The organism is Desulfosarcina variabilis str. Montpellier (assembly GCF_048565275.1).
In the GTDB taxonomy this organism is placed as follows: Bacteria; Desulfobacterota; Desulfobacteria; order Desulfobacterales; family Desulfosarcinaceae; genus Desulfosarcina; species Desulfosarcina variabilis.
Map to the genome: position 1 here is coordinate 8,219,602 of NZ_CP159846.1, position 21,877 is coordinate 8,241,478.

The window sequence follows — 21,877 nt, forward strand, 5'->3', positions numbered from 1 at the left end:
TAGCGCGGCCCGCACTTTAATGGGCGCACTTTAATGGGCGGCCCCGGTACATCGTCAATCTGTGTCACGTACATGAACGATTAATTCATAAGGCTCCATCACACTATTTGCGTCTTAGCAGACGGTTTATCCATACGCTCTCTCCGTTACCAATATTTCGCAATCTTTGAGAACCGCCCGGGCATAATCAATTTGGTCTGGCTCCACCGGTGTGCGACGCAGGTCCAGCCAGCGCAGCGAGGTCAGGCGGCCGATTTTTTCCGGCAGGAAGACGATCTGGTTCTCGCGAAGACTGAGACACTCCAGGTTACGGCATTCAAGCACGCTTTCGGGAATATCCGGGAAATCGTTGTTATCAAGGTAAAGGGCGCGAAGTTTCGTGAGCTGGGAAAAATCAAAGGATACCGGCCAGCCGATCTCATCGTCATTGTAGTGGCCGCCCAGAGCAAGGGACATGATGTTGGGGCAGGCACTCAGCTCGGCAAGGTCTCCGTGAAGCGGGGCATCGTTGAGGTTGACGCGGCAGGCATCCTGGCCCGCCCGGACCGCCTCGTCAACGCCGGGAAAAATATTGGCGCAGGGAGCGATGCAGGTCAACCAGTTCTCGTAAAACCGGATGTCGTCGGCCAGGCCTTCGGCCCCGGCACGCGAAATGCGCCCGGCCTGGGCCAGGAGCGCGTTCAGCCGCACCACGCACTCCGCCTCGTGATCGGCGTCCTTGAAGGTCACCGTGCGGGGCAGGCTGAAAATATCATGTTCCATGCTGTCGCAGACCGACTCGAGCTCGGCCATGATCGCCTCGTAGTCGAGCTCGGGTTCACGCATCAGGATCGGCTCGGCCGTCGGTATCATCCCGCCAGGCGCAATCAGCATCACCAGTTCCCAGATGTGCCCGGCCACGGAGGTGTCCTTCATGGTCCAGGCGCGTTTCACCCCGGCACCTTGCGGTGTTGACGGGAGTTTACTGTTCATCCTGTTTCCTTTTCATGGTTTTTGATTTTTCCAGAATGATGCCGGCAGACTTTCGTTTTTCTAAAACAGATAGGTGCCTTCGATGAGAAAGCGGGGAATATAGTCCGATTCCACGGTCACCGGCTCGCCCTTGTCATGGGCCATGCAGGCCATGCCTAAAAGCGCGATGGCGATCCAGCTGTCCACCGGCGCGATATTTTCCGGCGTGTGGCGCTCGTAGTAACGCCGGTGAGAGCCCAGGTGCTTGGCCAGGATCGCGTTAAAGTCCAGATCCAGTATTTGGGTCAGGGCAACCAGGGTCTCGAATTTGCCCATGGTGATGTACATGATCCAGTCGCTGGCGGATCGCATATCGAACGTGCGCGTAAATCCGGTCATCCGGGTTTCATAGTCGGGCCGCCCCAGGTGCAGGCTTTGAATGGCCTCTACCAGCAGGTACTCCGGCGACTCGTTTTTCGTGGCGCTCTTGCGCAGCAGATCCACGGGAAAACGGGCCAGGGAATCCATGCTCTCCCGGTCGCGCATGACCGCGGCTAGAAAGTAGGCCTCCTGCCAGTCCAAGGCAGAGATCATTCCATCGTCGATAATCCCGCGCCCGTCCCAGGTGACCGGCGGCAGGTCCAGGATACGGATGGTCTGCTTTTTTTTCGGCTCGCGGGCCAGCTCGAAGTAGGCCGCATAGGCCTTGCTGCCGTAGCGCAGCCACTCCACGGCCAGGCGGTCGTTCTCCTCGGACCGGCGGTAGTTCAGATGACGGGCCAGTACAAGGGCGTCTTCCCCAATACTCTTGATGTTGTTTCTGACGATACCTATCTTTTTTCGGACATCCCCGTTGATTACGTGATTAATTGTTATATCAAGTCCTTCTTGCCACGGCTCATATACCCGCCGGTGATCCACTTCCATGGGTTCTGCTCCTTATTTTACTGTGAATTGGCGATGGCCTTTTGATCGATCTTGAACTCGCTCATTTTCACGTCCTCGACCATGGCCTTGCCCTGGGCGTCGAAACCGATTTGTGTTTCGACTTTGTAGTATCTCAGTTTGCCACTGCGGGCGGCGTTTTTAATGGCATCTGCGGCATTTTTCGCTGCAGCAGCATCCGCAACCGAAACATTGCCGCCAGGTTTCATAGACGCCATATTTCGGGTAGTCGCCTGGGCGTATGGGGTTGTTCCTTGCTCGTAGTACTGTCCGTTGAGTTTCATTTTCCCAAGGGACTGGGGCGCTGACGTTCCGCCCTTGAACTCCACGACCCAGACCTCGTCATTGACTTTAAAGACCTTATCGAATTCTCCTGTTGTGTTGCTGAACGTTGCAGTTGTTGTTGCGTTTGGATAGATGGGGGGTCGCATTTTCGAATTTAAAAGATAGGAACTTGCTTTTTGTTGGACCGAGTATGCCAAGGCGTCAATTGGGTGTCAAGGAATATGATGACGCAATATGTAGTGCACAGCAAGACTTGACGAATTTGGCGATTGAGAACATTCCGCCCAATGAATCTCTCCATACCTCATTTTGAGCTTTTTAGCTGTCCAACAAGGCGTTTTCGCGAAAATTTGGACGCAGATAGACTGTCCACTAAGATCAGATCATCACGGCTAAAAAACAAGGTGGGAATAAACGCTTTATTCTGGCTCCGGGGTGTGTGATCCCGTCTCACTGCCCCAAACGGGTCATTCAAATCGCCAGCGAAGTCGCCCAGGCGGCTGATTGAACCCCCCAGGTTGCATAAAAAAGATGGAGAACACATCGAAAACAGTGATGGGCGTTGAATCTATAGAGTGTAAATGCTGATTTCCACCCTTATTTTCGACCGCTGGACTTGACGATATGGCGGGCCGGTCTTCTGACCGGCCCGCCAATGTGTTCGTGCCTGAAAAGGCCCTGATTATAATGGATTAAAATGTTATAGTTGGTACACGCCTCCTGCCCGAAGGACGTGAGTATTCGCGTTCAATTCATTTTTGAATCGCTTCAGGGAATAATCACACGTGTCATGCGCCGACAAAAAAACATGCCGTGGGTTCGCCCGATTGATTGCATGAATACAATCGGTCAGATCATCGTCGGTAATTCTCTGCCAGGGCGGTTTTCCCGTCCCAAATACCATCGCCGCCTCCAATCCCGGCTTTTTCAATCGACTGGCCGTAACTGGATAGTGGAGGCCACCGCCCAATGCATAAATGGGCTCTGGTGATATTTTCCGCACCATTTCCAAGATAATGGTAATGCCCGGGTGACCGCAACCGGTAAAAACGACGAGGCCTTTGCCCTTTAAACGCCCCATGAGAATTTGCTCTTCACACCACCCCATCAAAAACAAACTGCGGGCCAGGGGGCCGGTTGATCCCAGACCGGCGCCCACCAATGTCGGTTGGGTGACTTGGATTGGCCGAAAACCTGGTGCGTTGCATCGATCGGGCAAAAAACAGGGAATAGTTGATGGTTGGCCAAGTTCTGCCGGCACACGGACCGTTTTTTTGAGTGAGGCTTTGCTTCCTCCCATATGGTCCAGATGAAGGTGCGAAATCACCAAGGCATCCACCTGATCCCATGAGATCCCCTTAAGCTTAGCATTGTGAGCAAGTACACCGTCTTCGGGTCCGAACCCGACATCGAACAGAAGCGTTCCTTGATCCGTTCGAAACAAGTATGAGACACCCGGCGCACCGTGGAATCCATCTTTGCGTTCCCATTCCACTACAGGTGTCAACTCGAGTGTTTCCAACAGGGGCAAGTCAAGCTTGTCGGCCGTCGACATTCTTTTTTGGTTGATCTGGCGTGCTTTTGCCTGTCTGTTTTTAAAAATGGCCAGTTTGATAACCAGAAATGGAATCAATACAGGACTGGCAAGGACAAACAACGGCCACCACCAAAGGGCGATTCTTCGCGTCATGATTGTCTCCCATTATATCGGTAGGATTTAAATGAATTGATCAAAATCGCATTAGTTCCAGCCATAACCATGCCACATATTTTTCATATCAATCCAGCATTTTATATTTTCCAACCAGACATGGCGTTGTATTTCGCATTATTATTGCGATATATCACGGCGAAAACGATATATCCAGTGGAGGAATAATGGGGCAAAAAGCCAATCGAGAGGTTTTCTTCAAGGAAACCATTTTGAAAATCAGCAGCAGCCTTGAAATGGAATATGGGTGTTAACCCGTCAACCTTGCGTTCGCGCATGAAAAAATTAGGCCTTATTCACAACGCAAAAAAGTTGAGGAAAAACAAATGATTGAAAAACAATTGGTCGTGCTCCTGCCGGTGATTTTTTTGGTTTCCTTTATTGTGAGGAATGTATTGGTAAAAATACGTACAAAGGAACGAATCAGATCGAGCAATCCGATCTTAACCGCTTCCATTGCGTTTATCAGTTTGTCTTTCGTGGTCACCATTCTTTCTGCAAGCTCGGACCGGTTGTATAAATACGCGATAGCGATTTCGTTTTTGAGATTCCCCATCATTTCGTATTCCGGGATAGTGCTGTTTGCAATCAGCATCATTTTAGGCTGGTTTGTTTCCGCTCAGCTAAATGAATCATGGCGTGTGGGGATCCATCACGATCAAAAAACCAGACTCATACAGGATGGCATCTATGGATATGTCAGGAATCCCTATTTTCTTTCCTACTATATCATGCTGTTCAGCCTGTTCCTGATCCGTCCCAGTATATTGATTTTGGTGTTGGTAACGATTACAATCTTTCTATTTCATCGCATGGTTTTGGAAGAAGAAGCATATTTAAGGAAAGTTCACGGAAAACCATACAAAACCTATGTGCAGAATACAGGCAGATACATTCCGATATTGGCAAAAAAATAGGCGTGGACTGTTTGAACCCTGGACGATGTTGAAAATTTCCATGGACCAAGCACGCTCCGAGAAATCGAACTGCTGGGCCGTGCTGGCATGGCTCCCATGGACGTCATTTCATCGGCCACACGGATTCCGGCGAAAATGATGGGGCTTCAGGATCTGATCGGCACCGTGGAAGTCGGCAAGCAGGCGGGTCTGATCGTCGTGCAGCATGACCCCCTTGAGGACTTGACGGCCCTGCGTTCATTGATATGGACGATCAAGGCGGGTGAGGCCCATACGCCTGAAGAGTGGGTGCAATTATAGCGTGTTTCAACAATCGGCTATAACGGAATAACAAAATTTACACCCATCATAATTGGTTTCAATGGTAAATTTAGTCAAACATCAGGATCAAGCCCAGTATGTATTTATTTTTGAGTGGGCCCTGAGGGCTCGCGAAAAAATAACTTCACATTTTCAGCGCCCATCCATCCCGCTCAGCGGCGTTGCGAAAACACGGAATATGCCTGATATTCCTTTGTCTTCGCGCCTTGCTGAGCGGGCGCCTGAACACTGACAATTTGTGAATTTATTTATGCGCGAACCCTTAGCCAGAAAATATCCTTCACCAAACTTTCTATCTGCTCAACTACTCTGGGATGAAATCGTTATGCCCATGGTTAATATCTTGAAAAATTCGTTCCATTTATCCACTAATGAAGATCCCTCTTCTGCTGATTGCCGTGCGATTACCATATTCCATTCAGGTATTACAAAAAGGAAATTGCCCTTATAGCCATAGGCGTAATATGCATTCGGAGGAGCATCTGGCATCAACCTCTCATTTTCAGAATTTAAACCATTGACACGCCAATAATATCCATACCGGCCACTATAACACACACTACTTGGGCAGGGTGTTGAAGCCGGCACTTGGTTTGTTGTCGCATTATTAACAAATGACTCACTTAGCAACTGCTCACCATTCCAGTTTCCTTTGTTAAGATATAATAGGCCCAATCTTGCAAGATCCTCTGGAACAGTATGGATACCCTGCAGGCAGTATCCTGTCGGTTCATTCATAACAACACCATCAATGTTGCAGGCTTCTGTCTTCCAATCCCAATTTGTCATACCTATAGGATCTGCAATCTCATTTCTAAACTTGCTTTCCAGCGACTCTCCACTCTCTTGAATTATTATCTCCGCAAGCTTTCGTAAATTTTGATCCCTATAAGCCCAATGTTCACCAGGATTTACTTCAGGCGCAGAAGGAATTAAATCGTATTCACAACGAGCATATACTGGGCTGCCTTGTATAGGGCATGGTGAATCTGGCAATTCCAATCCATTATATCCAGATGTCATCGTTGCCAGATGTCTCACCAGTAAATTTTCATATTGAGAATAGGTACCATCTATTTGGGGAAGGTAGCTTTTTACATATGCATCAATATCTACGAGCCCATCATCAATGACAAGACCTAAGACAGTGCTTGTAAAAACTTTAGTTGCAGAGTATATTCCTTCTTTTACATCTAATTCACTCCCTTCCCATATTTTATATCCATTCCGTATGACTACGGTTCTATCAGAACCGTTTCCTAGAAAATTATTATCCATATAATTCATTGCCTGCTGCAATGAGGCAGAATCCACACCTTGACTTTCTGGCGTTGCTGTGTTCCAGTTTTCTTCTGGGAATGTCTCAGTTACTGTCGTATCAATCTCCAGTACTATAGAATCAGCTTTTGACCATACACCAGTCTCGTTTTGCACTTCGAAAAAGATTGTGTGAGTGCCCGCTGACAGATTCGAAACCGAAAATTGTTCGCTATTGCTCAGAACACCGTCTAAACTGGAACGCCATTGATAACTTGTAATTGTTCCCTCCGAATCACTGCCATGCCCTGCAAAGGTGATTGCATCTCCCTTATTGACTGGATTGGGTGACACAGTATCGATGACTGCCATGGGGGTGGTGGCACCATCTTGGTTGAAGGTCCACCGAATAGCATCGGCACAGGTGCTGAAGCTATCGGCTACTGACGTGACGGTTACCGCATAAGTCTCCCCGGCGACAAACGGGTACATCCCCAAACTGTTCCACTGCCCGGGGTAGATGCGCTGGTTGACCAATACATTGGTTGTACCGCTGGCATGGGTGATTTGATGCGGGGCGGCAGTGGTCCTGGATGACCACTTGGATGACCAGCCCGAATGCCACTCCCAGACTTCGTAGGTGCCGGTTTGAGGTGCCTGAAATAACCAGGTAAAGGTGTCTTCTCCGCCACTTGCCCACAGGGAATTGGCCGTCGCGTCAGACGGACCGAATGGATCAGATCCGCTCGACACACTCCAACTACCGGTAGATTCGGTATTGCTCATTTCACTATTGTCCACTGTCACATCAGCATGAGCAATGTTACTGCAATTCAATTGCACTGTTAAGGCCAGTAACAAAACAGAAATAAGGCACAATCCTCTTCGCAACATAAAGCTTACTCTCCCTCATTCGCAGAAAAAAGTTTATCACAGTATCAACAATGTAGCATTAGTTGCATTATTTAATTTCCTCATGAATCGTAGTTTTTTCGTGAAATAGCCTGACATCAAGACCAAAAAAAGCGCATTTTAAATGTTTTTCTCTACCAAACTTCTAAACGCTAACAAAATAAGATTCAAAATATTGAGCTTTACCTATCAAAGCTTGATGTATTTTCGCAAGATGTTTTCCCACAATTCGACGTGGTTGATATTTTTCATGGTAATATTGGGGAGGGTATGTGACCCCATGAGATGAGTTTTGAAGATTTTGGGGGCTGGGTGCGTGCGGCTACAACAATTAATTCGGCCGCTCATACCTTAAGGAGCTACTCGAATCCCGCCGTGGCGATCACCAGCCAGCCACAAAAGGCTGACTATCCTTTGACCTGTGCGTTACCATTCATGAGAGGTTACGGCGCACCCACGCGATCTCCTCTATCAGGCAATCCGTGACGGAGCCCCCCTGCAGTTCCTTTGGCAGAATGGTCCAGGTGTAGGTTTCCACCTCCAAAATCAGGTGGGCGGGGAACAGGGGCAGGATCTGCTGGAGAAAAAAGCGAGTGCTGTCACAATCCGTTGTCCTATCGATAAACACCGGCACATGAAAATGGACCCGCCACTCCTTGACATCGACCGGATCATCGGCCACGGCCAGGTCTAGATCATCATAGCGCAGCAGCTCGCCGCCGGCCTTCCTGCCTACGGTCTGATGTAGGTAACAGGATTCGTGAAAATGTTGCAATCGACCGATGTTGGGATTCATCAGCCGCAGGGCGGAGGAAACCTGCACATGGCCGATGCGGATGTCGTTATCCGCGAGAAGTTTAAGGGAATCTGCCGGATCCTCGAATTGCAGCGCCTGGTGGCAGCAGTCGTAGCATACCGCCAGCGTTACCTGCTGAGCCGGCGGCAGGGCGAGACGATCAAAGAGTTCCACGACATCATTCGTCGTCTCCAGAATACAACCGGGCTCCGGCTCCATGGAGAGCAAAATTTCCTTACCGGTCCGCTGGGCCAGGTGGTCGAAATGGTCAAGGGCGGCCTGGATATTCTTTTTCACCAGTGGAAAATCCTGCCGATCGATGGTGCGTCGGAATCCCACCGGCACCGTGGAAATGGAACCGGTCTGGTTCTCCGGCAGCCACCGGGAGAGCAACTCGGCAAGTCGTTTGGTATAATCGAGCCTTTCGCTAAACCGCCAATCCGGTAGATAGACCGATTGTTTGACCGGGGTGTGGTGAAAGGTGCCATAGGGGAACCCATTCACACTGGCCACATGGAACCCGTTTTCCTGACACCAGGCGTAAAAATCGGCAGCATCCCGATCGGTGATTTCCCCGGCCGCCCGGCCAGAAAGGCGCAGGCCGATGGGAAAAGAATCGCTTGGACAGACCGCTTTTTTGACCACCGGCGCATATTGACGGACGGCGGCATCCATCTCCCGCCAGCTCTCGCCGGGATGGATGTTGGTGCAATAGGTAACCGCCGGACGCGCTGGACGGCCTCCCGCTGTGTTGTGCGTCTTGCTTGCCATGTGATTAGTCATCCCTTTGCAGCTGCCAGGAAGGGTTGTCAATTGAGTTCTCCGGCCAGGGCGGCAGCGTCGCCGGTGTGATCAACGCGCTGCACCCGGCCATCGTCATAGTCCCGCAACGCCTCGATACAGCGCTCCATCAAGGCGGCGTCGATATGGTCGACCTCTTTTTTGCTACCGATGCCGGTCAACAGCGTGATGGCCAGTTCCCCACCCAAGTGCTCCCGGAATTCACCCAGGGCGGCAGCGACATCCATTTCGGACAGTGCCGGATCATAGCAAGGCAGTTCAAGATCGCCCAGCAGGGCCAGAATTTGCTGCAACTCACCATCTTCGATCATGTTGCAGCGGTTTGCATAGAGGCTGTCCAAGGCCATGCCAATGGAGACGGCTTCGCCATGATTGAGCCGGCCACGGGTGATCTCCTCGAGTTTGTGCGCCGACCAGTGCCCGAAATCAAGGGGACGGGCCGAGCCCAGTTCAAAAGGATCGCCGCCGTTACCGGTATGCTGCATATGCAAAGCCGCACAGCGATAGATCATTTCTTCCATCGATTGCGGACGGAACCGGGCCAGATCACTGCGCTGATCATAAAGCGCGTTAAAAAAAGATGGGTCCTTGATCAGGGCCACCTTCACCGCTTCAGCCATACCGGCTCGCCGCTGCCGGGGGGAAAGCGTCTCTAAAAAGGAAAAATCGTTGATAACGGCAACCGGCGGTGCAAACGTCCCGATAAAATTCTTGCGGCCCAGCAGATTGATGCTGTTTTTCACACCGATACCGGCATCGTTCTGGGCCAACACCGTCGTCGGCATGCGGATCAGCCGCAGCCCGCGATGGGCGATGGCCGCACCATAGCCGACGGCATCGAGGACGGCGCCGCCGCCGATCGCTAAAATATACGAATGCCGACACAGATGATGTTCTCGGACGCTTTTCAATAGCGTTTCGATGATCGTCGGCTCGTTTTTACAGCGCTCCCCCCCTTGGGCAACCAGAATGGGAGTGCACAGCTGCATCACGTCCTGATGTTTCGCCGCGTAGGCGTCGATCTGTTCGCAAAGCGATGGATGCGCATCCAGAAGGCCTGAATCGACCACACAAAGGACATGATGGCGTTTTGGCCCGCCTTGCATCAATGTCGAGGCCAAAAGCGGGTTTTCCTCCTTGAAGACCTTCCGGTCGAAAAAAACGGAAAAACGATATTGAATACTGAACCGTTGTTCAATTGTCTTCATCTAAAGCATTCCAATTTTTGTTAAAGCAGATATGACCATGGGCGACCTTTCCGCCATACCTTCAAAATCGCAAAATTACAACATTTGAGTCAGGTTCATGGAAAATCAGTCGAGACCGACAAACAGAAAACAGTCAGATCCATTCCTGCGTTGGTTTGGCGTTTTCATTGTTGATCCAATCATTGAAAGATGCCACAAACCTATCCAAATTTGAAGCCACCGCAGTTGTTGACATCATTTTTAAGGAGTCAGGCCATGACAAGATCACAATCCTTTTATTGGGCAGATAGCTATGTGGAAAAACGCAGAACACCAGCAGAGGCCATATCCCTAATTCGTCCTGGGCAGCGGGTGTTCATCGGCAGTGCCTGTGGAGAACCCAAGGCACTGGTCAAGGCGTTGTCCGAAGCGGCCCTGAGACTAAGCGGTCTTGAAATCGTGCGGTTGATGAGCCGGGAAACCACGTCCTTATCTGAAATTGCCGACAAAACCCAAGATCACAGCCTCAATATCCGGACCATTTACCTGGGATCATCGGACACGGAGAGTATCGCGCGCTACATGCGCTTTATTACCCCCATGAACATGTCCGAGGTGCCCGGTCTGTTTTTATCCCGCAAGCTGCCCATCCATGTGGCCCTGATTCAGGTCGCACCGCCCGACGATTTCGGATGGCTGAGCCTGGGGGTCTCGGTGGATATCACCCTGGCCGCCGCCCAAAGCGCCGATCTGGTGATCGCCCAGGTCAACCCGATGATGCCCCGCACCATGGGGCAGAGTTTTATTCATGTCAACCGTGTGCATGTCATCGTGGAACACGAGGAGCCGATTTTATCGGTTGATCTGCGCAAACGCTCCGGTGCCGCCGAATGGGCGGGCAAGCATATTTCGCGCTTGATCGAGGACGGGTCCACCCTCCAAATGGGCTTGGACGCCGCGTCTCAGGCCACGATCAAGGGGCTTGGCGTGAAAAACGACCTGGGATTTCACTCCCAATACATCACCGATGATATCATGCACCTATACGCCAAAGGCGTAATCACCAATCTCAAAAAAGGACTCAACGATGGAAAGCTGGTGGCCTCCTGTGCCATCGGCAGCCCCAGTCTCTACGAGTTTTTACACGACAACCCGGGCGTGGAATTCAGGCCGTCGGACTATGTCAACGACCCCTTCATTATTTCTCAACACAATCGTATGGTCTCGGTGAATGTGGCCCATTCCATAGATCTTACCGGTCAGGTGGCGGCCGAGGCGTCCGAGCATACTTTTTTTGCCGGTGTGTCCGGTATCTCGGATTTTGTACGCGGTGCCAAACGATCCAAAGGCGGCAAGTCGATTATCATGCTGTACGCTGCGTCGCAAGATGGTAAGCGCAGCCGTATTGTGCCGTCCCTGGGCAGTGCGGCCGTGGTGGTGCCGCGGGGGGATGTGCACTACGTGGCCACCGAATACGGGGTCGTCAACCTGTTCGGAAAAAGCCTGCAGGAACGGGTGCTGGCCTTGATCGGCATCGCCCATCCAGATCATCGCGATTGGTTGTTCAGCCAGGCCAAGGAAGCGCGGTTGATCGGCAATGATCGCCGTCTGGGGGAAGCGACCAAAGGCATCTATCCCATCCACCTGGAGGAGACCATCGAACGGGACGGTGAGCAGATTACCATCCGACCGTCCAAGCCCGTGGACGAGCGTCGTATCCAAGAGCACTACTACAGCCTGAACAAGGAAGACGTACGACTGCGTTTTTTTCATGACAAGCATAGCTTTGATCGCAGCGATGTGGAAACCCTTTCCCAGATTGATTATATCAAAGATTTGACGCTAGTGGCGGTGGTGGGTGAGTTTGGCTTCGGCCGGGTCGTGGGGGTCGGTGAATATCTCCTGCTCATCGAGAGCAATATGGCCGAGGTGGCATTCTCCATTTCCGCTGATTATCAGGGCAAAGGCCTGGGCAAGCTTTTATTGCGCAAATTGGCCCGGGCGGCCCGTGAGAATGGCATTTTTGGGCTGGTGGCCTACACATGGCCGAAAAACAAGGCCATGATCAATCTGTTCAAAACACTTCCGTATAAGGTAAAAACGTCGTTCGATGCGGAATCGTTGATTCTCAATTGCCGGTTCGATGAGATGAGCGATCTGAGACCGGATTAAAAAGCTGGTTATCCAGTTTTTAACCTTGCCGGTGACGGCCGGCGATACAGGCCCAGGTGGTAAGCGCCAACCGGTAGTCCCCATTGAGCATGGCCGCACAGGCCAGCAAACGGCCGTGGGCGATCGTACGGTGCAGGGAAAAACAGCGCCCGGCATGGCGCAGCATCTTTTCAAAGCGGCCCTTGGCCTGGGCCTGAAGCGCTGTTTGATAGTGTGTATAGGCATCGTTTTGCGCCTGCAGTGTGCGGGTCAGATCCGTTTTGCAGCGCCGGCAAACCGGAGCGCCTTTCAACAGGGCATTATATGCTTGTCGGAGTCCTTTTCCACGGCCTTGATCTTGAGAATGCCGTTGAGATTCAGCGGGATCGGTTGGTCGGCGGGCTGCTTTTGATGAGCCATTTTAATGGTTTTAAGGGCTTCGCGAAAATTGCCGGAAGCCAAAAGTGCCTCGCCTTTTTGGACCAGGTGCCCCACTTTCATTTTTTGGAGTTTTTGATCGGCCTGCTTGCGCGCTTTGCGGCTTTTGTTTTTTTTCGCCATTTTTCACTGTAGTTCGAAGGGGGTGATTCCGGGAAATTGTAAATTAACCGTTAAAGCCTGCGAGTATGTCTGTTGATTTTTTAGATGTCAATAATGAATGTGGGACAGCCCAGGGTAACCGCATTTGGGGTGACTGCTTTGGTCCAAAGCGATGGGTGACCTTAAAAAATAAAGAAAAAATGACAAAGACAAAAATCCAAATGTCAATTGAAGGATGCAGATATGATGTCAGATTCTGGGGACTGCTGGCAATAGCTGCCTATGGTTTATATACAAAGGAAATCATGGATATAATCCAACAGGTTTATGCGGACGAGTTAATCGCCCCCGGGATGGTCCATTACAGTGATTTCGAAGAAGCCTTGGAACGGGATAAAGATAATTGCCTTGAAAAATTGAAATTCGACATGGAACGAAAACAAGCTAAGGCTTTAAAAAAGAAAAACCGTCGTTAGTTAACCGCAATAAGTTGCTCTGCCATTTTTTTCTGATTCGGGTACAGATCAGGTGGCACGTTTGGTTTGCCAAGTTTTTTCATAACAATATATCTGGCACAATTTGTGTTGTCCCCCAGGCAAAATTTTTTCTTAAACATATCAGCGGTACCAGGCTTGTTGGCCATCTTGTCGTTAAAAAATGGGCATGTTGGTAAACATTCACATTCTGCCATAGTGATCACCTTTTTAATTTTTTGAGTTTATATCAAATTCGGCATAATCAATTCTGCTATCGCTCAATTCCAAAAAAACTTGATTAAAAATACTGCTAATATTCATCTAATAAATTGAGTTGCTTCTTGATAATTTTGGTCAATAATGATTGGGGCCTTGTATATGCGGCAAGCTCGACAATCGCCCAGCTTAGTTTAACAATAGAGCGTCGGTAAAGGGATAGGGAGGTAAGCGTTAAGGAAAAGGTCCCGCTCGACAAAATCTGGTGTGAATAAAGGAGATAAGCACAAGTGAACTATGGATTATTTGGGTGTATCACCATCACTATCTACTGAATCAATTTTGAAGCAAGATCCAGCTCTTCTTTCATTGTTAGATCTTCTTTCAGGGATGTGTATATCGTATAGATATTGCCGTCTTTCAAGATTTATCCTTCGATCTTTTTTATAAGGATCTTCAACAAACATAATTTTCTTATTTTCTTGAGGGATCAATGGAAAATCTATATTTTTTGAGATCATCATAAATTGCTCAAAGTTTATTGTTTTTTTTATTTTTTTTTCTCGATGCCCCTGCAAGTCCAAAAAGTCCAATACCTAACAGTAACAAGCTGCTTTGCTCATTGATTATTAAATTAAATGCAGAACGATCATGATAATCGTTTTCACTTTGAATTACGATATAAGGAAGCTCATTTTTAATATAGAAAGGGATATGAATAGGAACTGAAGCAAAAACCATGCAAAATCAATATATAGTTGTCGTCTTAGAGACAAGGCCTACATATTGTGTGTTTTCTACAATCAATAAGAAATGAAAGTAATAATTATTATGAAAGAAATTTCACATGGTGAAAAACTTGACTTACTTACGCCCAGGATCAGCCATGTGAAAATCGGTCGGCCCAGGCCACCTCATTGGGATCCATTTCTTTGCAACAACGTGGCAAAATCGATATTATCCTGAAATCGCTTTTGGCGGGTCCGATGGGTATCCAGGGCAACGTGGCAAACCGCGCCCGATCCGGCCACCCGCTCTTGCCAGCGTTGATGTCCATCGGGAGGCAGCCAGATGCCTGCCATGCTGGGCGTAGCGCAGGCTACGGCCAGGTGTTCGATGGTACGCACACCAGCCTGCAACCGTTTGTTTTCATCCAGGCTTTCGCCAAAGGTGACCATCAGATCGCAGCCCTGTTTGGCGGCCGCCACTGCATTCTCGGGGTGGGATAACAGGTCGAGGGTAACCGGTTTCAGTCGGGCCGAACCAAAATCGATCCACGAGAAATCGGCGGCCTGCCCGCCGGTGGAGGAGACCAGAGGCCAGTGCTGGGTGTCGGCATCGGCCGGGAAAGCAAAACAATCATATTCATTGGATTCCCGGCGGCAGGTGATTACGCCTGCCTGGTATTTAGCGGCAATCTCAGCGATACGCGTCAGTGCCTCATCCGCATAGGCAAACCGGGGCAAAAGAAACAATCCGGGCGGGGCGTTTTTATCATCCAGACTGCGCAGCAAGGCATCGATGGGATGCTCGTCCGCTTCGGGCACGACGCCATAAACATCCAGGATGTCAGGCGACGGCAGGTTTAAAAACGTGGTCAGGTTCTGGATGGGACGCAGGTTCAGATAACAATTGTTATACTGGTCAGGACATCTGCTGGCCATGCACTGCCGACGCATCGTATCGTCCAGGCGGCCCTTTTCCGTCAATGGCAAATCCACAGTATAGATTTGCGAGTCAGCATGGCTCGCATCCAACAGGATCCCGCCGTTGGGATCAACGGCGCATGAAGCGGCCTGACGACAATCCATGGTTCGATCGATGCCGGTACGATTGCAGGCCGCCAGATAAATGCCGTTTTCTATGGCCCGGGCGCGCCACAGTTCCCTGGGATCTAGTCCTGTTGGTGGCCAGTTGGCCGGCACCAGCAGTAAATCCACACCCCGCAGGGCGGTAACACGTGGCATCAGGCCGTAATAGGAGTCTGAGCAGATCAAAAGGCCGACGCGTCCCCAAGCCGTTTCAAAAGTATTGTCCTGCCGGGCATCTCCCGGGCAGGCCCAACGGCTTTCGGCGTTGATTTTATCATAACGGCAGGCCACCTTGCCGGTGGGCTCGACCACTACGGCACTGTTGTGAAAAATACCGGTCTGGGGCTCCTCAAGGGCCAAACCGACGCACACATAAACGCCATACAAGCGAGCAAGCTCGCCCACGGCAGTAACGGTCGGTCCGTCAATGGTTTCCACAAGCGGTGCGATGGCCTCACGGCTGTCAAAGGAATAACCGGGCAAGGCCATTTCAGGCGCAACGATCAGTTCTGCACCCGCCCCGGCCGCACGGCTAATCATATCCAACAGGGCCTGACGGTTTTCATCCACCTTCCCATAGGCAATGGCGGCATGCAGCAGAGCAATTCTCAAAGTTTTACTCATCTTAATCTCACAGCATTATGGTTTTTTGTTGCTTGTCCAAGGTTTGTGGTTTCCGGCTCTTTAATTTTTCATTCTCCATTTTCCATTATCAATTGTTCTGTATACCGTGCAAATGAGGTCCGCATTAATCTTACGGTTATAATACAGCCGGCTGGGGCAGTCGCCAGGGCACACCGCCGCAATGTCGCAACTGTTACAGGATACCCCCAAAGGCTTGAATTCCCGAAGCGATGTGAGGCGGTCGTATTGCGGCTGCCAGATGGTACCGGCGGAAAAGGTCTCATCCCCCAGGGTCTGCCCGCAAGGGTAAAGCCCTCCGTCCGGATCAACAGCCAGGCTTTCTCCCCGACAGGCATGGCAAAAAACAGGTTTTTTCTTGGTTTTTCCAACGATCAAATCCTGTTCGCGCAAACGGATAGGCAATGACCTGCAACGGTTAACATCCGCCAACACGTCCAGCATGCGGAAAAGCCCCTTTTCAAGGGTTGATGCATCCGCCGGTGCCACAGCACCGAACGCGCCGGCGCGCCCTTTTCCCACCAACAGATCCAGCCCGATGCCCCGGGCACAGCCAAATCCTGCCAGGGTCAGCACCAACCGGTCCAGCGCGTCAGCATTGGTCTGGGTAACCACCGTGGTCACCCGGAAAGGGATACCGGCGGCTTCCAACATCTGCAACCCGCGCAGGGTCTCGGCAGCCATACCGCGTTGCTGTTGATGAATTGCGGGCGGCCCGTCCAAGCTGACCCCCACCTGCACATCATGGGTTTTGAAAAGCCTTAAAAGATCCGGTGTCAGGCAAGTGGCGTTGGTCTGGATGCCCAGGCTACGGCAGCGTCCGGTATCGTACGCCAGGACAAGCGCTTTTTCTATAGATTCCGCCACCAGGGTTGGTTCACCACCAGTCAGCTGAAGATGAAACGGCTCTTTTTGGGACGCTACCTCCTGGATCGCCTGCGCTATTACCGCTTCGGGCATATCCACGGTTTTGCCGTTCCCCTCGCCGTTGTAGCAGTAAACGCAACGCAGGTTGCAGCGACTGGTGAGTGAAAGAATTAGATACCGGATGGCCATAATAGATTCGTAGTAAAAAATAGACAAAAAAACGGATCGATAAATCGATCCGCGTCGGCCCTGCTCTTCCGCGAAATGGTTGGGGTATAAACGATTGCCTCGTCGTCACCCGAAGCGCCAATTGCACATCAACGTGTTACGATTCAGGCAGGTCTTCTGACTTTCGGATCATCCTACCGGCGGCCCCTTCCCATCTCACTTATTCTTTTTAGAGACAGTGGTAAATATGGCAGCCTTCGTCACCGATTACAGCGGCGGGCCCGTCACCGAGTTTCACGGTGTTCCCTTTTCATCACGGTGGTTGGGTCTTTTATCTATCCCAACCTCGTCAAACCCGAATCTGATTGTGGTTAGCTGATATGCATAGCTGGAGAAAGGCGGATTGTCAACACCGGTGTGATGATTCTTGGAAAGGTTTTGAAAATGCCTGGATTAAGCCCGCCAGCAAAAAAAAACGGCTCGAACACGGCAAATAAAGAATATTTAATTAACCGTGTTGAGCCGTTTTCCGATTATAAGCGGTTTGTCGGCTTAGGCCTCTACGGCCACCAGAGAAACCCCCAATTTCTTTTCCGTATCCTGAACTTTCTGCAGTTCATCGGCACTCAGGGCCGACGGTTTCAACGCATGACAGCTGAAGGCCAGAAGGGTTTTTCCCAGATCCTTTTCAAGATCGTTAATTGTCTTCAAAACAGCGGCATCGATATTATTGGTAAGTGAGCAGATCATAATGTCCTCCTTTGATTGAAAGCGGTAGAATTGCCAGTTAATCGTCGATGATTGGCAATTGGCCAGAGACCTTGACTGATGGATAATTTATACAAACAAGGCGGCAAACAGACAATCCCTGAAGAATGACGGTCTACTGACGGGCAAAAACCGTCACTGTGTCAGGTTCATCAGAAAGGATTGCAAATTCGTGGCGGTGTTGCTGAGGCTCAGTTTTTTACGCAGGTTGCGCCGGTGAAAATTCACCGTGGTGATCTCAAGATGGAGTTGGGCGGCGATTTCTTTGGTGCTCAGCCCCTCCCGGATTAAAGAGGCGACTTCGATCTCCTGGGGCGTCAACACGGATTCAAGGGTGGACAGCCGTCTTAAAAACGGCCGGGTCAATTCAGCCAAGCGTTTGTCCAGGCTGGCGATCAACGCCTGGGCCGGCCCTTGCAGTTTCATCTTGGTTAGCCGAGCGAGCACCGGGCGAATCAGCCGATGCAGGTTATCAATCACGTCGGCTTCCATATCCTGCCGATGCGCTTCCGTTCTCTGTAAAAGGACTTTCAGGGCCGTGTTGGCCTCTTCGAGCTTTTTCTTTTCCTGATGCAAGGCTTCCTTGCTGTCGCGCAGCCAGTTTTCCGTCTGTCTGAGGGCCGTGATATTCTCATGGCTGACGACAATGCGCATGGGGCCCGGTCCTCTGGCCCGGGTCACCCGCATGTAAAACCAACGCTGCTCGTCAGGTGAGTGACAGGGATAATCCAGGACAAACTCCTCCAAGCCGCCGGCGATTACATCACGAATGCCCTTGGCCACATTCGACTCCCCCCCCTCTTCGGCAGCGGCACTATCGCAAATTTCAAGATAGTTGAGGTTTTTTGTTTCCGGCCGCATGCGCAACTGATTCTGGTGGGCAAATCGTTTCCAGGCCCGGTTGGTTTCCAGAATAAAGCCGTTCTCGTCCAAAATAGCCACATGCGCGGACAACGAATCAAGGATTGTCCGGGCAAGTAGATTGTCGTTTTGCATTAACAAATCTTTTGAGTACTGGCTTTTCGCTTTTTTTCTGCGGCTTTTCAAGGCCGCCGGTCTGGGCGATAGCTTCGCCATGGTCGTGTCTCCATCGATCAATGTGCACGTTTTTCCAATAACCAAAAAGGATCATATTTCAGTTGACAAGTCAAAAGCATTCTTATTATGGAACAATGTTCATTTTAGGCATGTTTTGCAAACTCTCGTTCAAATTCGACAATAACCGAAATATATGCCGATGTGGAGGTTATTGGCAGTGAGGATATCGCCAATTCTTCCAGCAACAACGTACTGGATCTGCTGCGGGGAATTCCCGGCATGGACAACCGGGGGCAGACCGGGCCGGGAGGATGGTTCTCCACGGACATCCGGGGCATGGGCAGCAGCAGGAGGTGTTGAGGATGGAAACCGACGGTTTCGAAACCGGCTTCAAGGGCAGGTTGACCTCATGGTTGTCCTTCAACATCAACTACACCTACACCCATTCGATTGAAAAGGGCGCCGGCCGTCTGCCGGATGTTCCCCTGCATCAGGCCAATTTCAGCCTGGGAACCAATAACGATATCGGAAAATATCTTTGCCTGTATACCGCCCTTAATGCCAGGTACAGTGGGGAAACCACCTACGTCGACAGCATGACCGGCACAACCATAGAGGAGCTGGACGATTTCACGGTCATGGATCTTGTCCTGCGCCTCTCGATACTGGAAAAACACATCGTTAAATTCGCCATGTACAATATCCTCGACGAAGAATACCAGGTGCACGGATCCAACCTTGGCCCGGAGCGGTATTATTGGGTTGGGGTGGAGGCCACATTTTAGCGCCCCTCCATATTGCGTAGGGGCGGACCTATGTGTCCGCCCTTGCCCTATGTGTCCGCCCTTGCCCTATGTGTCCACCCTTGCCCTATGTGTCCGCCCTGATATCACCGCCAACATCCACCCCCATAAACCACGGCAAACAGGGTGGATAAAGAGGGCAAGGACAGACGCATAAACGGGCAGACACATAGGTCTGCCCGTACAGGGAACGAATTGTGCGCAATGATGATGGATTACATACGCGCCGCTGCGCCTTTCCGTTATTATTCGACCAGGCTTTCGAGACGGTTGATCAGCTGTTCGAGAACTTTGAAGCCAGCTTCAACGGGCTCTGTCGAAAGCATATCGACACCTCCGATAGCCAATGCTTCCAGAGGGTAAACATAGTTTCCCAGACTCAGGAATTTCAGATAGTTGTCCACTGCGCCGTCTTTGCCTTCGAGAATTGTGAAACACAGCGCGTGCGCGGCGGAAATTCCTGTGGCGTACTGGAACGTGTAGAACGGCTCATAGAGATGTCCGAATGTGGCCCAGGTGATGGATGTTCTCTTTTCATCATCTTTAAGCGTATCGCCGTAACCTTCCGCATAAAACCCTTTCATAATCTCCTGCAGGATATCGGCATTTAGGGGGGCACCCGTTTCGAGCCGTCTGTAAACTTCAAACTCAAACCTTGCCAGTGTGGGCATAATGAAGAAATACCTGTGCAGGTTGTCCATGGCCTCCTGTATGACCGCAAGCTGAAAATCCCTGTCAGCGCGGGTTTTGAACAGATAATCGCGCACCATGGCCTGATTGAAGTTGGACGCCACTTCGGCAACGAACATGGCGTAATGGGAATCGGAATAACTCTGGTTCTCATGCGTCAGGTAGGAATGCATGGAATGTCCCAGCTCATGGGCCAGTGTGCTAACCTCGGACAGCGTATTGTCATAACTGAGCATAATGCAGGGGTAGGTATCGTATGTCCCATGGGAGAACGCTCCCTGAGCCTTTCCCTTATTTCTGGCATAATCGACCCACCGGTCTTCCAGACAGCCCTTTCGGATCGAATCGACGTATTTGTTACCGAGAGGCGTCATCCCCTTACTGATCAGATCAACCGCTTCTTTGAAAGAATATTCGGGCTGCTTCTTTGTCAAAGGCGCCCATATATCGTAGGGCCGCATCTCATCCAGCTTCAAAAGTCTGCTTTTTACATCCCAGTAGCGGTGCCAAATGGGCAGTTTGTTTTTAAACGTTTCAGTCAGATTGTGAAAAACTTCCGTGGGAATGTTATAGGGAGCCAGTTTGTACTGGAGAACCGAATCGTACCCTCTGATTTTTGCCAGGGTAACTGCCTGTTTGGCTGCAGTCAGGTAATTCCCCGCATAAGTATGGCGGAGACCGAGATAGGCGTCGGCGTAATGATCCATGCCGCTTTGTCTGATCTTGCAGTCGGGATGTTTCTTGATCTCCTCGATATTGCTTTGGGTTACATCCATGGCATTTCCGTCGACACCCTGAGCATTTTCGATTTTCATATCCATGGATGAAAGCATCTGAAATGTCATTTCCACACTGCCGAAAGGATCGGATACAAAGCCAAGCACCTCTTCAACCTCTCCGGACCGGACATGTGGTCTTGTGCGGAGAAGATTCTCAAGACTGTGATTATAGGGCGCCAGATCTTTTTCGGATTCGAGCCATCCCCGCAGAATTTTCTCATCCATGGCCAGAATTTCGGGATCCGCGAAAGCGGAGCTGGCGGTTATATCGGCCCCCAGGCTCTGAATCTGACCCAGCATTGCAGTCGCTTCGGCATCATCACCGTCCACAGCCATCGCCATATACGCATAGAATGCCAATTTTTCGGCATTCCGTGATAGACGTTCTTCGGTGTTCAGCCATTTTACCAGATTTTTGGGGCTTGTCGATAAGGTTCCGGCAAACCCTCCAATAGCGGGCAGTTCTTTTTTCAGTTCACCAAAAGCATTTCTCCAGGCGTCTCTGCTGGAGAACACCGCTTCGGCATTCCATGTCTGTTCTTTCGGAATATCCGACCGTTCGGGGACACGTGCATTTTTCATTGAAAGCGCCTTTCTTTTTAAGTCCATATTTTTTGATTTTGGGTAATTCTTTTTTCAGTGCCCCATATCCAGAGATCAGTTCCGCCAGCTCTTTTTCCGAAAAAACGGGGACTGAAAATCATCCTGCTTTAGAACCGCTTTTTCATCCTGCTTTTTACGCTTTTTCAGAAGGCTCACCTTTTCTTCAACTAAATTTTTCGTAAGGATACGGTATACGATGACCAGATTTTCCTGGCCGATCCTGTAGCTTCTGTCGATGGTTG

The 21,877-nt window shown here is 50.5% G+C and carries 24 protein-coding genes and 1 riboswitch; of the genes, 6 read left to right on the forward strand and 18 right to left on the reverse strand.

The annotated features are described in order from the left end of the window. Positions 1 to 126: 126 nt before the first annotated feature. The 5 genes from Dvar_RS37150 to Dvar_RS37170 form a co-directional block, all read right to left on the reverse strand. Positions 127 to 972: a leucine-rich repeat domain-containing protein gene (locus Dvar_RS37150; protein WP_419658516.1), complete on the reverse strand. Its 846-nt coding sequence runs from the start codon at positions 970 to 972 to the stop codon at positions 127 to 129. Positions 973 to 1,032: 60 nt separating this feature from the next. Further along, complete coding sequence (locus tag Dvar_RS37155) at positions 1,033 to 1,878, reverse strand: immunity 49 family protein (RefSeq protein ID WP_419658517.1); 846 nt, start codon at positions 1,876 to 1,878, stop codon at positions 1,033 to 1,035. Positions 1,879 to 1,895: 17 nt separating this feature from the next. Beyond that, a complete protein-coding gene (locus tag Dvar_RS37160) occupies positions 1,896 to 2,327 on the reverse strand; it encodes a hypothetical protein (protein ID WP_419658518.1) in 432 nt (143 codons plus the stop codon). Positions 2,328 to 2,881: 554 nt separating this feature from the next. Next, on the reverse strand, positions 2,882 to 3,871 hold the full coding sequence (locus Dvar_RS37165; protein ID WP_419658519.1) for an MBL fold metallo-hydrolase: 990 nt from the start codon (positions 3,869 to 3,871) through the stop codon (positions 2,882 to 2,884). Between the two features lie 101 nt (positions 3,872 to 3,972). Further along, entirely contained in the window at positions 3,973 to 4,170 is a 198-nt protein-coding gene (locus tag Dvar_RS37170) for a hypothetical protein (protein ID WP_419658520.1), read from the reverse strand. Positions 4,171 to 4,218: 48 nt separating this feature from the next. Between Dvar_RS37170 and Dvar_RS37175 the strand changes: the two genes are divergently transcribed. Both Dvar_RS37175 and Dvar_RS37180 read left to right on the forward strand, forming a co-directional pair. Next, positions 4,219 to 4,809, forward strand: a complete 591-nt coding sequence (locus Dvar_RS37175; protein WP_419658521.1) for a methyltransferase family protein — start codon at positions 4,219 to 4,221, stop codon at positions 4,807 to 4,809. An 87-nt stretch (positions 4,810 to 4,896) separates the two neighbouring features. Further along, on the forward strand, positions 4,897 to 5,109 hold the full coding sequence (locus Dvar_RS37180) for an amidohydrolase family protein (protein WP_419658522.1): 213 nt from the start codon (positions 4,897 to 4,899) through the stop codon (positions 5,107 to 5,109). 321 nt (positions 5,110 to 5,430) lie between these two features. On the opposite strand, the gene Dvar_RS37185 is transcribed toward Dvar_RS37180, so the two are convergent. The 3 genes from Dvar_RS37185 to Dvar_RS37195 all read right to left on the reverse strand — a co-directional run bounded on the left by Dvar_RS37185 (position 5,431) and on the right by Dvar_RS37195 (position 10,104). Next, entirely contained in the window at positions 5,431 to 7,173 is a 1,743-nt protein-coding gene (locus tag Dvar_RS37185; protein WP_419658523.1) for a serine hydrolase, read from the reverse strand. Between the two features lie 559 nt (positions 7,174 to 7,732). After that, on the reverse strand, positions 7,733 to 8,866 hold the full coding sequence (gene eboE / locus Dvar_RS37190; RefSeq protein ID WP_419658524.1) for a metabolite traffic protein EboE: 1,134 nt from the start codon (positions 8,864 to 8,866) through the stop codon (positions 7,733 to 7,735). 38 nt (positions 8,867 to 8,904) lie between these two features. Further along, complete coding sequence (locus tag Dvar_RS37195) at positions 8,905 to 10,104, reverse strand: 3-dehydroquinate synthase (RefSeq protein ID WP_419658525.1); 1,200 nt, start codon at positions 10,102 to 10,104, stop codon at positions 8,905 to 8,907. Between the two features lie 255 nt (positions 10,105 to 10,359). Here Dvar_RS37195 and Dvar_RS37200 point away from each other — a divergent pair, with 255 nt between their 5' ends. Further along, a complete protein-coding gene (locus tag Dvar_RS37200; RefSeq protein WP_419658526.1) occupies positions 10,360 to 12,255 on the forward strand; it encodes an acetyl-CoA hydrolase/transferase family protein in 1,896 nt (631 codons plus the stop codon). A gap of 19 nt (positions 12,256 to 12,274) precedes the next feature. On the opposite strand, the gene Dvar_RS37205 is transcribed toward Dvar_RS37200, so the two are convergent. Both Dvar_RS37205 and Dvar_RS37210 read right to left on the reverse strand, forming a co-directional pair. Beyond that, positions 12,275 to 12,547 (reverse strand): hypothetical protein, encoded by a 273-nt coding sequence (locus Dvar_RS37205; protein ID WP_419658527.1) that lies wholly within the window; start codon positions 12,545 to 12,547, stop codon positions 12,275 to 12,277. After that, on the reverse strand, positions 12,544 to 12,795 hold the full coding sequence (locus Dvar_RS37210; RefSeq protein WP_419658528.1) for a hypothetical protein: 252 nt from the start codon (positions 12,793 to 12,795) through the stop codon (positions 12,544 to 12,546). The genes Dvar_RS37205 and Dvar_RS37210 overlap by 4 nt, the downstream gene beginning before the upstream one ends. Positions 12,796 to 12,860: 65 nt before the next feature. Between Dvar_RS37210 and Dvar_RS37215 the strand changes: the two genes are divergently transcribed. Then, positions 12,861 to 13,250, forward strand: coding sequence for a DUF1186 domain-containing protein (locus Dvar_RS37215; protein WP_419658529.1), 390 nt, complete (start codon positions 12,861 to 12,863; stop codon positions 13,248 to 13,250). Here Dvar_RS37215 and Dvar_RS37220 read toward each other — a convergent pair. The 7 genes from Dvar_RS37220 to Dvar_RS37250 all read right to left on the reverse strand — a co-directional run bounded on the left by Dvar_RS37220 (position 13,247) and on the right by Dvar_RS37250 (position 18,799). Further along, the gene (locus Dvar_RS37220) at positions 13,247 to 13,465 is read right to left on the reverse strand and encodes a hypothetical protein (RefSeq protein WP_419658530.1); all 219 of its coding nucleotides are present in this window, start codon (positions 13,463 to 13,465) and stop codon (positions 13,247 to 13,249) included. The genes Dvar_RS37215 and Dvar_RS37220 overlap by 4 nt on opposite strands. 303 nt (positions 13,466 to 13,768) lie before the next feature. Beyond that, complete coding sequence (locus tag Dvar_RS37225; protein WP_419658531.1) at positions 13,769 to 13,990, reverse strand: hypothetical protein; 222 nt, start codon at positions 13,988 to 13,990, stop codon at positions 13,769 to 13,771. 7 nt (positions 13,991 to 13,997) lie between these two features. Then, the gene (locus Dvar_RS37230; RefSeq protein ID WP_419658532.1) at positions 13,998 to 14,207 is read right to left on the reverse strand and encodes a hypothetical protein; all 210 of its coding nucleotides are present in this window, start codon (positions 14,205 to 14,207) and stop codon (positions 13,998 to 14,000) included. 173 nt (positions 14,208 to 14,380) lie between these two features. After that, positions 14,381 to 15,901, reverse strand: coding sequence for a carbon-nitrogen hydrolase family protein (locus Dvar_RS37235; protein WP_419658533.1), 1,521 nt, complete (start codon positions 15,899 to 15,901; stop codon positions 14,381 to 14,383). 60 nt (positions 15,902 to 15,961) lie between these two features. Further along, on the reverse strand, positions 15,962 to 16,975 hold the full coding sequence (locus Dvar_RS37240) for a radical SAM protein (RefSeq protein ID WP_419658534.1): 1,014 nt from the start codon (positions 16,973 to 16,975) through the stop codon (positions 15,962 to 15,964). Between the two features lie 128 nt (positions 16,976 to 17,103). Beyond that, positions 17,104 to 17,328: riboswitch (cobalamin riboswitch) on the reverse strand. A 178-nt stretch (positions 17,329 to 17,506) separates the two neighbouring features. Then, positions 17,507 to 17,704: a hypothetical protein gene (locus Dvar_RS37245; protein ID WP_419658535.1), complete on the reverse strand. Its 198-nt coding sequence runs from the start codon at positions 17,702 to 17,704 to the stop codon at positions 17,507 to 17,509. A 153-nt stretch (positions 17,705 to 17,857) separates the two neighbouring features. After that, positions 17,858 to 18,799, reverse strand: coding sequence for a LuxR C-terminal-related transcriptional regulator (locus tag Dvar_RS37250; RefSeq protein WP_419658536.1), 942 nt, complete (start codon positions 18,797 to 18,799; stop codon positions 17,858 to 17,860). Between the two features lie 150 nt (positions 18,800 to 18,949). On the opposite strand from Dvar_RS37250, the gene Dvar_RS37255 reads away from it, so the two are divergent. Together Dvar_RS37255 and Dvar_RS37260 are read left to right on the forward strand one after the other, a co-directional pair. After that, a complete protein-coding gene (locus tag Dvar_RS37255; protein WP_419664218.1) occupies positions 18,950 to 19,120 on the forward strand; it encodes a TonB-dependent receptor plug domain-containing protein in 171 nt (56 codons plus the stop codon). A gap of 2 nt (positions 19,121 to 19,122) precedes the next feature. Next, a complete protein-coding gene (locus Dvar_RS37260; protein WP_419658537.1) occupies positions 19,123 to 19,545 on the forward strand; it encodes a hypothetical protein in 423 nt (140 codons plus the stop codon). A gap of 263 nt (positions 19,546 to 19,808) precedes the next feature. Here Dvar_RS37260 and pepF read toward each other — a convergent pair whose 3' ends face one another. Continuing rightward, positions 19,809 to 21,614, reverse strand: coding sequence for an oligoendopeptidase F (gene pepF / locus Dvar_RS37265; protein WP_419658538.1), 1,806 nt, complete (start codon positions 21,612 to 21,614; stop codon positions 19,809 to 19,811). Positions 21,615 to 21,877 lie beyond the last annotated feature (263 nt).